The organism is Phytohabitans aurantiacus, assembly GCF_027923225.1.
GTDB lineage: Bacteria > Actinomycetota > Actinomycetes > Mycobacteriales > Micromonosporaceae > Phytohabitans > Phytohabitans aurantiacus.
Window position 1 is genome coordinate 103,675 of the sequence record NZ_BSDI01000010.1, and the last position, 12,559, is coordinate 116,233.

The window sequence follows — 12,559 nt, forward strand, 5'->3', positions numbered from 1 at the left end:
GCGATGATCGAGGCATGACTGAGCTAACTGGCGCTCGCCTCCGCTCGCGCGGGTCACTAAGTGATCTGCTGCGCGTCGGGCCAACCGTCGACCTGACGGAAATCGACCCGAGATCGACGCCGGGACTGCCCAAGAAGAAGGACCCCAAGGCGTGGGCCCGCGAGCGGCTCGCGAGCATCGGCGCCGACCTCGCCCGCTACCAGGAGAAGCTGTACGCGAACGCCAAGGCGACCGGCGACCCGCGGCGCCTCCTGCTGGTGCTCCAGGCGATGGACTGCGGCGGCAAGGACGGCACCATCAAGAAGGTCGCCGGCGCGATGAACCCGCTCGGCCTGCACATCGTCGGGTTCGGGCCGCCGACCGAAGAGGAGCGCGCACACGACTTCCTGTGGCGCATCCGGCGGGCGTTGCCGGAGGCCGGGCAGGTCGGGGTGTTCAATCGGTCACACTACGAAGACGTGCTGGTGGCCCGCGTCGATTCGCTGGTGCCCGAGCGCACCTGGCAGTCGCGGTACTGGCAGATCAACGGTTTCGAGCGCGAACTGGTCAACGGCGGCTACACCATCGTCAAGGTGATGCTGCACATCTCGTACCAGGAGCAGCGCGAGCGCCTGCTGGAGCGCCTGACCGATCCGACCAAGTACTGGAAGTACAACCCGGGGGATGTGGACGCCCGAGCCCGCTGGACCGACTACCAGGCCGCCTACAACGACGCGCTGAGCAGGTGCACGACGGACTACGCGCCGTGGCACGTGGTGCCGGCCGACCGCAAGTGGTACCGCGACTGGGCGGTCGCCAACATCGTGCGGGATGCGCTGGCCGGCATGGACCTTTCGTACCCGAAGGCCGATTTCGATATCGCTGCGGAGCGTCGGCGCCTGGAAGCCGATCGTGTCCCGAGGTGAACTACAGGTAAACGGCGGGTGAATCAGCAGGTGGTAGGGGGTAGCCGCCTTCCGCACCCGGGAAGGGGTTACCTAGCATTCCCCCGAGTTCATGAACCCGTACCGTCCACCACTGGCATGAGGTTGGCGCCGTGAAGTTTTCCTTCCGCCCCGTCGAGGGTGCTTTCTACGAGCTCTTCACCAAAGCCGCGCAGAATCTGGTGCGCGGTACGGAGTTGCTCAACGAGCTGGCGCTACCGGGAGTGGACGTGCAGTCGGTCAGCGAGCGGCTGACCGAGGTCGAGCACGACAGTGACCAGATCACCCACGACCTTTACAAGAAGATCAACTCGACGTTCATCACGCCGTTCGACCGGGAGGACATCTACCGCCTCGGGTCGGGCCTGGACGACATCATGGACCACCTGGAAGCGGTGGGTAACCTGCTCTACCTCTACGGGTTGACCAAGCTGCCCTCGCTGCCCCGCGAGATGCACGAGCTGATCGCGGTGCTGGACGCACAGGCCAAGCTGACCGCCGACGCGATGCCGCGGCTGCGCTCGATGAAGAACCTCGAGGACTACTGGATCGAGTGCAACAGGCTGGAGAACGACGGCGACCGGGCGTACCGGATGCTGCTGGTCCGGCTCTTCTCCGGTGAGTACGACGCGTTGACCGTGCTGAAGATGAAGGAGGTCGCCGACGAGCTGGAGGCCGCCTGCGACGCCTTCGAGCACGTGGCCAACACGATCGAAACAATCGCGGTCAAGGAGTCCTAGCCCTTGAGCCCGGAGCTTGCCGCCGTCATCGCCGTGATCGTGATCGCGATGGCGTTCGACTACACCAACGGTTTCCACGACGCCGCGAACGCGATCGCGACGAGCGTGTCGACGCGCGCGCTGACGCCGCGGGTCGCGCTCGTCATGGCGGCCATCGGAAACTTCATCGGCGCCCACTTCGGCGCGGGCGTGGCCAAGACCGTCGGCAGCGGCCTGGTCGAACTGCCCACCGGCGTCGCCAGTCTCGGCGTCGTCTTCGCGGGCGTGTTCGGCGCCATCGTCTGGAACCTGGTCACCTGGTACTTCGGCCTGCCCTCGTCGTCGTCGCACGCCCTGATCGGCGGCATGGTGGGCGCGACGCTCGCCGCCTCCGGCACGGTGCTGTGGAGCGGCATCCTGGAGAGCGTCATCCTGCCGATGATCCTGTCGCCGCTGGTGGGCTTCGCGCTCGGATACCTGGTGATGCTCGCCGTGATGTGGCTGTTCCGCCGGGGCCAGCCCGGCAAGCTGAACAGGGGCTTCCGGTGGGCGCAGACGGCATCGGCCGCGGCCATGTCGGTCGGGCACGGCATGCAGGACGCCGCGAAGACCATCGGCATCATCGTGCTCGCGCTCTACGTCGGCGGGTACCAGGACGACGCCAAGACGATCCCTGAGTGGGCGTTCTGGACGTCGGCGACGGTGCTGGCGCTCGGCACGTACGCCGGTGGCTGGCGGATCATCCGTACGCTCGGTCGCAAGATCATCGACCTGCGGCCGCCGGAGGGATTCGCCGCCGAGACGGTCGCCAGCGCGGTGCTGTACTTCAACGCACTCGTGCTGCACGCGCCGATCTCCACCACCCACACGATCACCTCGGCGATCATGGGTGTTGGTGCCACCAAGCGGCTGTCCGCCGTGCGCTGGGGCGTCGCTGGCAACATCGTCGGCGCCTGGATCCTGACGTTCCCGGCGGCGGGCCTGATCGCCAGCCTGGTCTACGTGGTGGTCCGACCGCTCTTCACCTGACGCCGCCCCGCCCGCGCGCTCGTTGGCGCGGGCGGCCAGGCGACCGTCAGTCGCGGTAGGAGACGCCCACCTCGTCACGGACCTGGTCGAGCAGGCGCATGACCTCCAGGGTCGTCGCGTGCGGGACCAGTGGGCTCTCCAGCAGACCCTCGCGCAGGCAGCGCTGCACCTCGGCGGCCTCGTGCTGGTAGCCACGGCCCTCGGCCGGGCCCTTGAACACCTCCGGCTCGGCGCCGTCGCGGTGCAGGACGAACTCGCGCGCCGCGAAGAACGCGGGCGGCAGCTCGATCCGTCCCGCACTGCCCGTGATCAGTGCGGTGATGGGGGTACCGCGCACGATGCCGCAGGTCAGCGCCGCGAGCGCCCCGGAGTCGTACCCGAAGATCATGGCGGTGTTCTCGTCGACGCCCTCGGGGGACAGCTTGGCCCAGGCACGCACATGGTCCGGCACACCGAGCAGCAGGTGAGCGAGGTGGATCGGGTAAACACCCAGGTCGAGCAGCGCGCCACCGCCCAGCTCACGCGCCCGCAGCCGGTGCGTCGCCTCGAACGGTCCCGCGACCGAGAAGTCGGCGTGCACCGACACGACCTCGCCGATCGCGCCCTCGGCGATCACCTCGGCCAGCCGCCGGACCACGGGGTTGCAGCGCATCCACATGGCCTCCATGAGGAAGATCCCCCGGTCGCGGGCCATGGCGATCAGCTCGGCGCTGGTCTCCAGGTCGAGCGTCATCGGCTTTTCGCACAGCACCGCCCGCCCCGCCTCCAGGCAGATCCGGGTGGCCGCGTAGTGCGCCGAGTGCGGGGTCGCCACGTACACCACGTCGATGTCGTCGTCGGCCGCCAGATCCGTCCACGAGCCGTACGCGCGGGGGATGTCGTACCGGCCCGCGAAGGTCTCGGCCGCCTCTTTGGAGCGTGAGCCCACCGCCACGATCTCGGCGTCGGGCAGGAGCTTCAGGTCCTCGACGAACGTGGCGGCGATGCCGCCGGTGGCCAGGATTCCCCATCGCACACGCTCACTCATGAAGCCCGATCGTACGGGCATACTGTGACTATGGCGCAGCCGCGGATTCGCTACGAAGACGGCCGCCCGTACACGGTGCCCGAGACGCTGGAGGAGCTGACCGGACCGACGAGCGGGGTCGTCGAGCTGCTCTGGCCGGCGGATACGCGGTCCAAGCGCTGCGCGCGGTGCGGCGGCTGCCGGAGAGCGCGTTCGAGCCTTACCGGCTGACGAGTGCCGAGGTGGCAGCCCTGCAGGAGCGCCTGCTGCGGTGGGCGGACGAGATTGACGGGCGGGGATGACGGACGAGGACGGGTGGCGGTTGCCGGACGCGCTCGTGGCGCGGGCGCGGGAGTACGCCGCTGGCGGGGGCGGGCCGGTGCCGGTGCCGCGGGTCGCGGCCACGGTGGTGCTGCTGCGGCCCGCTGACTCCGGCTTCGAGGTGTACCTGTTGAGGCGCGCCGCCTCGATGGCGTTCGCCTCCGGGATGTACGCCTTTCCGGGCGGGAGCGTGGATCCCGCCGACGCCACCGCAGACCTGGCCTGGTCGGGGCCGGCGCCGGACGAGTGGGCGCGGCGGCTCGGGCGGTCGCGTGAGGAGGCGCAGGCGGTGGTCTGCGCGGCGGTGCGTGAGGTCTTCGAGGAGACCGGGGTACTGCTGGCGGGGCCTGGTGGCGCGAGCGACGACGATCGGCGGGCACTGGTCGGCCGCGAGTTGGGCCTCGCCGAGCTGCTGTCGAGGCGCGGGCTGGTGCTGCGGTCGGATCTGCTGGGCGCCTGGGCGCGCTGGGTCACGCCCGAGTTCGAGGCGCGCCGCTTCGACACGTACTTCTTCGTGGCGGCCCTGCCAGACGACCAGCGTGCGCAGGACGTCTCGGGCGAGGCCGACTACACGACGTGGATGCGACCGGCCGAGGCCGTGGCACGGTATGAGGCGGGCGAGTTGGCCATGCTCCCGCCCACCATCGTGATGCTGGGGCAGCTGTCCGCGTACAGGATGGTGGCTGACGTGTTGCGCGCGGCGGCCGACCGGGATGCGGCGGCGGCGGTGAAGCCGCGCGCGGAGGTCGCCCCGGACGGCACCGTGCGTCTGAAGGTCTAGCCGAAGCGGCCGGTGATGTAGTCCTCGGTGCGCTTGTCGGAGGGGTTGGTGAAGATCCGGCCCGTCTCGTTGAACTCGACCAGCCGCCCGTGCCGCACCTGCTTGTCGTCGACCTCGGCGGTGAAGAACGACGTGTAGTGGCTGACCCGCGCGGCCTGCTGCATGTTGTGCGTGACGATGACGATCGTGTACGTCTTCGCCAGCTCGTGCATCAGGTCTTCGATCTTGCCGGTGGCGATGGGGTCGAGCGCCGAGCACGGTTCGTCCATGAGGATCACGTCGGGGCGCACCGCGATCGTGCGGGCGATGCACAGCCGCTGCTGCTGGCCGCCGGAGAGGGCCAGGCCGCTCATCTTGAGCTTGTCCTTCACCTCGTCCCACAGCGCGGCACCGACCAGCGCCTCCTCGACGCGGTCCGACAGGTTGTCCTTCAGCCCGTTGATGCGCAGCCCGTAGGCGACGTTGTCGAAGATGGACTTCGGGAACGGGTTGGGCTTCTGGAAGACCATGCCGATGCGCCGGCGTACCTGGATCGGGTCGACGTCCTTCGCGTACAGGTCCTGGCCGTGGTAGGTCACGCTGCCGGCGACGCGGGCGCCGGGCACCAGGTCGTTCATCCGGTTGAGCGAGCGCAGGATGGTCGACTTGCCGCAGCCGGACGGCCCGATCATGGCGGTGATCTGGTTCTGCCGGATCGGCATCGAGGTGCCCCGGACCGCCTCGTAGGTGCCGTAGAAGACGCTGACGTCCTTGAGGGCCATGACCGGCGTACCGGCGGCGTGCGGCGCGTCCTGGGCTCCCCAGCCGCTGGTGGGAGCGTTGATGTTGACGGAGGGGCGATCGGTCACGGTGGCTGCCTCGTATTGGGGGATGGTCATGGTCAGCGCTCCTTAATCGCGAAACGGTTGGCGATGAAGCGGGCGATGATCGTGAAGATCAACACGATCGCGATCAGGGTCAGCGCCGCTCCCCAGGCCCGGTCCTGCGCGATCTGGAACGGCTGGCTGGCGTTGCTGAAGATCTGCGCTGGCAGCGCGGTGTTCTCGCCGCTGAAGAGGTTCCAGTTGGTGGCGTTGACGGCGCCGACGACGAAGATGATCGGCGCGGTCTCGCCGGCGGCGCGGGCGATGGCCAGCAGCGAGCCGCTGGTGATACCCGAGATCGCCGCGGGGAGCACCACGGTGACGGTGGTGCGCCACTTGCGCGCGCCCAGCGCGAGGCTGGCCTGGCGCAGCTCGTCCGGGACGAGCTTGAGCATCTCCTCGGTGCTGCGGATCACCACCGGCAGCATGAGGCAGGCGAGCGCGAGCGCGCCCGCGAAGCCGCTGCGCGCCTCGAACGTCAGCACCCAGATCGTGTAGATGAACAGTCCCATGATGATCGACGGGACGCCGGTCATGATGTCGGCCAGCATCCGGATCAGGCGGGCGAGCGGGCGCTGCTTGCCGTACTCGTTCAGGTAGATCGCGCCGAGCACACCGAGCGGGACCGCCATGAGCGCGGCACCGCCGGTGATGAGCAGCGTGCCGATGATCGCGGGGCCCATGCCGCCGCCGGCCCGCCGCACCGACAGCGAGATGTCCCCGGTGAGGAACTCCCCGCTCATGATGCCGCCGCCCTTGGAGATGACCGAGTACACGACCAGGCCGAGCGGGACGATGGCGATGACCAGCGCCAGCGCGATCGCCCCCAGCGCGACCTGGTTGGTGATCCGGCGCCGGCTGGAGAGCGCGCGGCGGGTGAGGTCGGGGGCGCCGCGGCTGGTCCTTTCCAGGGTGGTCGTCATGACGTGGCTCCCCTCATGCGAGCCTCCGCGCGCCGCACGATGGCCTGCGCGAGCGTGTTGATGAGAACGGTCATCGCGAACAGCACGACGCCGAGGCCGATCAGGGCCGCGGTGAACGTGCCGGTCGACTCGCCGATCTGGCTGACGATGACCGATGGCATCGCGTTGCCGCTGGCGAAGACGTTCGGGGTGATCTGGGTGGAACCGCCGATGACCAGCGTGATGGCGATGGTCTCGCCCATCGCCCGGCCGAGGCCGAGGATGACCGCGCCGACGATGCCGCCGAAGCTGTGCGGGAAGACCGCACCCTTGATCATCTCCCACTTGGTGGCGCCGAGGGCGAGCGCCGCGTCCTTGTCGGCCCGCGGCACCGTGCTGAACACCTCGCGCGAGATCGACGTGATGATCGGGACGATCATGATGGCGACGATGAGGCCCGCGGTCATGAAGCTGCGACCGCTGCCGACCGGTTCGGCGAAGACGCTGCCGATCACCGGGATGCCGCCGAGTACGTCGTGGAACCACCGGTAGACCGGCACCAGCTTCGGTGCGACGACCAGTACGCCCCACAGGCCGAAGACCACCGACGGCACGGCGGCGAGCAGGTCGATCACGGTGATCGCCGGTCCGCGCAGGCGGCGCGGTGCCAACTCGGTGAGGAACAGCGCGATGCCGATCGAGACCGGCACGGCGAAGATCAGGGCGATCAGCGACACGAGCGCCGTGCCGTAGATGAACGCCAGGGCGCCGAACACCTCGGCTGGCGGATCCCAGGTGCGCTCGGTGATGAAGTTCAGGCCCATGTGCGTGAACGCGGGCCAAGCCTCGCGGCTGGTGGTGATGAGGATCAGCGCCAGTACGGCGAGCACCAGCAGGCCGGCGGCGAGCGCCAGAATCATGAAGGCGCGGTCGGCTCGTGGTCCGCCGCCGCGACTTGTCAGGGTGGGTTGCGTTTCAGTCGTCACGCTCTCAACTCCGGGGCTGGTGGTGCCGCCAGGGGCGGGATCAGCGATCCCGCCCCTGAACTCAGCTATCGGTCGTTCACTGGATCTTGTCGAGCTGCGCGAGCGCCTTGGTCTTCAGCGCGTCCGGCAGCGGCGCGTAGTCCACCTCCGGCGCGAGCGTCTGACCCTCGTTGAGGATGTACGTGACGAAGCCCTTGACCAGGTCCTTCTTCGCCGCGTCGTCGTACTTGGTCCGGACCAGGATGTAGGTCGGCGCGGTGATCGGGTAGGTCGTGGCACCAGCCGCGTTCAGCGGGTCGTAGGTGAGGTCGTCCTTGATCGTCGCGCCCTCCAGAGCGGCGGTCGCGCCGTCGAGGCTGGCGGCGACGAACTGGCCGTCCTTGTTCTTGATGGCCGCGAACTTGAGGCCGCTCTCCTTGGCGTCGCTGAAGTCGACGTAGCCGATGCCGCCGTCCGACGACTTGATCAGCTGAGCCACACCCGTGTTCTTCTCGGCGCCCTGCGTGCTGGCCGGCCAGTTGACGGTGTCGCCGCTGTCGAGCTTCCAGGTGCTCGGGGCGGCGGCCTTCAGGTACTTGGTGAAGTTGTTCGTCGTACCCGAGCCGTCCGAGCGGTGCGCGACGGTGATCTTCGTCGAGGGCAGGGTCACGCCCGGGTTGTCAGCGGCGATCGCCGCGTCGTTCCACGTGGTGATCTGCGCCTGGAAGATCTTCGCCAGCGTGTCCGGGCTGAGCTGCAGCTTGTCCACGCCGTTGAGGTTGTACGAGACGGTGATCGGCGCGGCCACGGTCGGCACGTACAGGTAGGAGCCGGCGGCCACGCCGTCGGTGTCCTTGACCGTGCTGTCGGTGCCGGCGAAGTCGGTGAGGTTGGCGCCGAAGTCCTTCTTGCCCTGGCCGGAACCCACCGAGTTGTAGGTGACGGTCAGCTTCGAGGCCACACCCTTGAACTCGGCGATCGCCTCGGTGTAGAAGGCGTTCGGGAAGCTGGCGCCTCCGCCCTTGAGCTCGCCGGAAAGGTTCGCATATTCGTTCGAGCCCGAACCGGCGTCGGTGCCGGTGTCGCCGCTGTTGTCGTCGTTGCCGCCACAGCCGGCAAGCGCGATCGTCGCGACGAGCGCGACGCCGGCGAGGACGCGCCGCGAAAGCACGTTGCGGTTCACCTCAGGTAAGCCTCTCTTTTAAGGGATCGGCCGGCACTGCCGGCCCGACGTCGCCGACGCTAAAAGCAGCAGGTAGCCGGCTTCCCGGACGCGGGTGAACGCAGGGTGAACTCATGCCGCCGCCGAGATTGCGCGCGGCTGAGGGCGAGTTGTCCGTTCCGTGAACTGAGAGACTGGTGACGGAAATATCCGATATAGGCGCTTAATGGCCTCGTCGGTAACTGACGTCTGTAGACCATCTGGCGAATCCGAGGCCCTCGTAGAGCGCCACGGCCCGGACGTTCGACTCATCGACGTACAGCATCGCCTGGTCGAGGCCGCGTCCGCGAAGGTGGCGCAGGCCGGCCACGGTGAGCGCGCGCCCCAGCCCCAGGCCGTGGGCGCTCGGGTCCACACCAACGACGTAGACCTCGCCGATCGGCTGGTGCTCGTGATGATGCCCGTGCACCTTCGTCCAGTGGAACCCGAGCAGCTTCTCCGCCGGATCCGTCGCTATCAGGAAACCCTCGGGGTCGAACCAGGGCTCCGCCATCCGCACATGCAGGTCGCGCAGCGTCCAGCGCCCCTGGTCGGGGTGATCGGCGAACGCGCGCGCGTTGACCTCCACCCAGGCGTCGTCGTCTTCGCCGGGCCGGAACGCGCGTACCTCCACGCCATCGGGCACCCGCGGCTCGGGCAGCGCCGCGAAAAGCGACCGTCGCATCTGGAAAAGCACCCGAGACCGCGCAAACCCCAAGCTCAGCGCCAAGGCGCCCGCCGACGGGTGGTCACCGTGCGCCCACAACCGCAGGCGTCCCTGCGGGTCGGCCTCGTCGGTGACGTCCATCGCCGCCTTCACCAGAGCCCGCCCGAGGCCATGCCGCCGGCGCAGCGGATGCACGACCAACTCGGCCGCCGCACCCTCGACGGCGTCCGTCGTGTCAAGATGCGCGTAACCGGCGAGCGCGCCGTCGTGGTCCCGGTTCAGCAGGTGTACCGCTGGCGTGTCACCGCCATGGCGAATGTGCAGGACCACGTGCTCCGAGAGCGGGTACGCCCCATCGGTATCGCCAGCCGCCTGAGCGAGCCCGAGCACGTCGTCGACGTCGGTGGGGGAGAGATGCTCGATCCGAACCACCGCGGGCTGCACTGACGTCACCCTCAACACGGTATCGGTTGTCTCAGATCTGTCCCGGCTTGACGGGCAGTTCGAACCCGTGGCGCCGCGGCGCATCGGTACCGGGCGGGAGTGCGCCAAGCTGGAAGCGGCGGCTGAGGTTGGGCAGGATCGAGCGCAGTGCGGTGACGGTGCCGCGGCGGTCACCTCCCGCGTCGTGCAGCAACACGATCGCACCCCGCGTCGTACCGGCGTTGACGGTGCCGGCGATGCTGCCGGCGCTCGGCTTGCGCCAGTCCTGCGGGTCGACCGTCCAGTGCAGGGATGTCATGCCCAGTTCGCGGGCCACACCGACGACTCCGGCTGTCCAGGCGCCGCCCGGCTGGCGGTAGTACGAGATCCGGGAGCCCGGCGCTGCGGCCCGGATCGCGTTGTTGGCGCGGATGAGGTTGGCCCGGATGGTCGCGCGCGACTTCGTACCCAGCTGGATGTCGTGGTCCCACGAGTGGTTGCACAGCGTGTGGCCGTCGTCCACGATCGCTTTCACGAGGCGGGGGAACGCTTTCGCGTTGACGCCGACGAGGCAGAAGGTCGCTTTTATCCGGTACCGCCGCAGCAGTTCCAGCGTCTGTGGGGTGTGCTTCGGATCGGGCCCGTCATCGAACGTCAACGCCACAGTGGACGTACCAGTCGTCCGGCGGCTGCCGAACGGACCGCCGCGTTCGGCGGGGAGTGGCGGCCTGTTGGGGCCGGTGATCGGCTGCCGCGGGGGCGCGAACCGTTGCGCGGCCGGCCGGGCGGGTGGTCCGGTCGTGGCGGGCGTCTTGGGAGTGGCTTGCGCCTTCGGCCCCGCCCCTGGCCGTCCAGTGATCCGTCCAGCCAGATAGCCGCTGAGCACCACCGCGCCCACGACTCCCACCACGATCAGCAGCGTGCGTAGGTACCGTGCGCCGCCCCCCGCCTCATGCGCACCATTCACAACGAGCAGAATAATTGCGACCAAAGTAACGCAAGCCCCTTTACCCACATTCCTTCGCTTTCTCCCCCTTCCCGGGCCCGCCCCTGATCCACGTCCTGCCGCCCGTGCCGCGCCGCGCGCCCGCTCGCCGCGCGCCCGCTTGCCGCGCGCCCGCTTGCCGCGCGCCCGCCTCTCCTCGTCGATCAAGGGCGAATGCACGTGGTTTGATCGCTTTTCCGCAGGTATTCGCCCTTGATCGATGCGGATGTCCTTGATCGGCGTCGTGGTTGAGCGATCGGGCGCCGCGCCAGGCCCGGCCGCCGCCGCTAACGGCGCTATGCGCCGTCCACCGACCAGATCCGTACGACGGAGCTCGTGAGCCGTGACTTTAGGGCTGTTCGTGCACTGCGGCGGTTGATCGATGCGCGACGCCGGGGTCCTGGTTAGGGCCGCCCTATGCGGCATGGCGGCTGACGGCGCCGCGACGTTGCTCGTTGACGGCGCGATGCCGCACTTTCGCGGAAATTGTGCGTCCAGGCCGTGCGCGAGCGCGCCCTGAGCTGAATCTTGGAGCTGCACCGTCGCTATGGCGACGCTGCAGCTCCAAGATCTGGCGCGCGAGGCGCGGCGGCCTCACGTGGCAGCCACCGCTCGTCCAGCGGCCTGGGCTTGCGCGGCGGTCGGCGCTCGTGCGCGGCCTCGGCTTGCGCGGCGGCCGGCGCTCGTGCGGCGGTCGGGCCTTGGCTGGCGACGGCTGGGTCGTGTGGCGCCGCCGGCCCAGCCGCGGCGATCAAGGAGATCTGCATGGATCAAGGGCAAACGCACGCGGAAAAGAGATCAAACCACGTGCATTCGCCCTTGATCGACGAGGAGAGGCAGCGCGCGGACGCGCGGCGACGGGCGCGCGACGTGCGACGACGAGCGCGGGCGTGCGACGAGCGCGGGCGTGCGGCGAGTCGGGGCGAGCGCGACGCGACGCGCTGTTAGACGGGGATGGGGGCGGGCTCGGTGTCGGGGAGCTGGCGGGTCGGCGGGACCACGAACTTGTAGCCCACCTGCCGCACCGTGCCGATCATCGACTCGTACTCGGAGCCGAGCTTGGCGCGCAGCCGCCGCACGTGTACGTCGACCGTGCGGGTGCCACCGAAGTAGTCGTACCCCCACACCTCGCGTAGCAGCTGGTCGCGGGTGAACACCCGGCCCGGGTGCTGGGCGAGGAACTTCAGCAGCTCGAACTCCTTGTATGTCAGGTCGAGCGGCCGGCCCTTGAGCTTGGCGGCGTACGTGTCGGGGTCGATGGTCAGCTCGCCGGCCCGGATCAGCCCACCGGCACCGGATGTGGCGTTGGTGAGCCGGCCGACGGCCAGCCGCAGCCGGGCCTCGACCTCGGCGGGACCGGCGCTGGCGAGGATGACGTCGTCGACGCCCCAGTCGGCGTTGAGCGCGATGAGCCCAGCCTCGGTGACCACGGCGACGAGCGGGACGCCCAGCCCGGTGGCGTGCAGCATGCGGCACGTGGCGCGCGCCTCGGCCAGCTCGGAGCGGGCGTCGACCATGACAGCGTCAGGGCTGGGACCGGAGACCAGTGTGCGTACATCGCGCGGGGCGGTGCGCACCGAGTGGGGAAGCAGGTCGAGCGCGGGCAGCACAGCGGAAGGCTCACCAGCACGCGCCGTCACGAGGAGCAGGATCTCCACACTTCACCTCCGTCCTCGCGGCGCTTGGGCCGCGCGGTGACCGTCGGGTCCCGGCGTCGCTGACGGGCGGGGTTACTGAAAAACTTGACGCTGAGCTTAACCGATTTTCAGCTTGT

Annotated in this window: 13 protein-coding genes; 5 read left to right on the plus strand and 8 right to left on the minus strand. The window is 69.1% G+C overall.

Annotated features, from left to right (window positions below):
* Positions 1–14: 14 nt before the first annotated feature.
* From QMG73_RS13610 to QMG73_RS13620, 3 genes are all read left to right on the plus strand, one after another.
* A complete protein-coding gene (locus QMG73_RS13610) occupies positions 15–905 on the plus strand; it encodes a PPK2 family polyphosphate kinase (protein ID WP_281895302.1) in 891 nt (296 codons plus the stop codon).
* 131 nt (positions 906–1,036) lie between these two features.
* The gene (locus QMG73_RS13615) at positions 1,037–1,663 is read left to right on the plus strand and encodes a DUF47 domain-containing protein (RefSeq protein WP_281895304.1); all 627 of its coding nucleotides are present in this window, start codon (positions 1,037–1,039) and stop codon (positions 1,661–1,663) included.
* 3 nt (positions 1,664–1,666) lie between these two features.
* Positions 1,667–2,671: an inorganic phosphate transporter gene (locus QMG73_RS13620; protein ID WP_281895307.1), complete on the plus strand. Its 1,005-nt coding sequence runs from the start codon at positions 1,667–1,669 to the stop codon at positions 2,669–2,671.
* Between the two features lie 46 nt (positions 2,672–2,717).
* Here the strand turns inward: QMG73_RS13620 and QMG73_RS13625 are convergent, their stop codons facing one another.
* Positions 2,718–3,698, minus strand: coding sequence for a Gfo/Idh/MocA family protein (locus QMG73_RS13625; RefSeq protein WP_281895309.1), 981 nt, complete (start codon positions 3,696–3,698; stop codon positions 2,718–2,720).
* A gap of 30 nt (positions 3,699–3,728) precedes the next feature.
* Here QMG73_RS13625 and QMG73_RS13630 point away from each other — a divergent pair, with 30 nt between their 5' ends.
* Together QMG73_RS13630 and QMG73_RS13635 are read left to right on the plus strand one after the other, a co-directional pair.
* The gene (locus QMG73_RS13630; RefSeq protein ID WP_281895310.1) at positions 3,729–3,908 is read left to right on the plus strand and encodes a hypothetical protein; all 180 of its coding nucleotides are present in this window, start codon (positions 3,729–3,731) and stop codon (positions 3,906–3,908) included.
* Between the two features lie 67 nt (positions 3,909–3,975).
* Positions 3,976–4,779, plus strand: coding sequence for an NUDIX hydrolase (locus QMG73_RS13635; protein WP_281895313.1), 804 nt, complete (start codon positions 3,976–3,978; stop codon positions 4,777–4,779).
* On the opposite strand, the gene pstB is transcribed toward QMG73_RS13635, so the two are convergent.
* The 7 genes from pstB to QMG73_RS13670 all read right to left on the minus strand — a co-directional run bounded on the left by pstB (position 4,776) and on the right by QMG73_RS13670 (position 12,443).
* On the minus strand, positions 4,776–5,657 hold the full coding sequence (pstB, locus tag QMG73_RS13640; protein WP_309299469.1) for a phosphate ABC transporter ATP-binding protein PstB: 882 nt from the start codon (positions 5,655–5,657) through the stop codon (positions 4,776–4,778). The genes QMG73_RS13635 and pstB overlap by 4 nt on opposite strands.
* A 2-nt stretch (positions 5,658–5,659) precedes the next feature.
* Positions 5,660–6,565 (minus strand): phosphate ABC transporter permease PstA, encoded by a 906-nt coding sequence (gene pstA / locus QMG73_RS13645; RefSeq protein ID WP_281895315.1) that lies wholly within the window; start codon positions 6,563–6,565, stop codon positions 5,660–5,662.
* Positions 6,562–7,530, minus strand: coding sequence for a phosphate ABC transporter permease subunit PstC (gene pstC / locus QMG73_RS13650; RefSeq protein ID WP_281895317.1), 969 nt, complete (start codon positions 7,528–7,530; stop codon positions 6,562–6,564). Before pstC ends, pstA begins: the two co-directional genes overlap by 4 nt.
* 76 nt (positions 7,531–7,606) lie before the next feature.
* Complete coding sequence (gene pstS / locus QMG73_RS13655) at positions 7,607–8,680, minus strand: phosphate ABC transporter substrate-binding protein PstS (RefSeq protein ID WP_281895319.1); 1,074 nt, start codon at positions 8,678–8,680, stop codon at positions 7,607–7,609.
* Positions 8,681–8,894: 214 nt separating this feature from the next.
* Complete coding sequence (gene mshD / locus QMG73_RS13660) at positions 8,895–9,830, minus strand: mycothiol synthase (RefSeq protein ID WP_281895321.1); 936 nt, start codon at positions 9,828–9,830, stop codon at positions 8,895–8,897.
* A gap of 22 nt (positions 9,831–9,852) precedes the next feature.
* Positions 9,853–10,767 (minus strand): polysaccharide deacetylase family protein, encoded by a 915-nt coding sequence (locus QMG73_RS13665; RefSeq protein ID WP_281895323.1) that lies wholly within the window; start codon positions 10,765–10,767, stop codon positions 9,853–9,855.
* A gap of 962 nt (positions 10,768–11,729) precedes the next feature.
* The gene (locus tag QMG73_RS13670) at positions 11,730–12,443 is read right to left on the minus strand and encodes a winged helix-turn-helix transcriptional regulator (protein WP_265251609.1); all 714 of its coding nucleotides are present in this window, start codon (positions 12,441–12,443) and stop codon (positions 11,730–11,732) included.
* Positions 12,444–12,559: the final 116 nt, after the last annotated feature.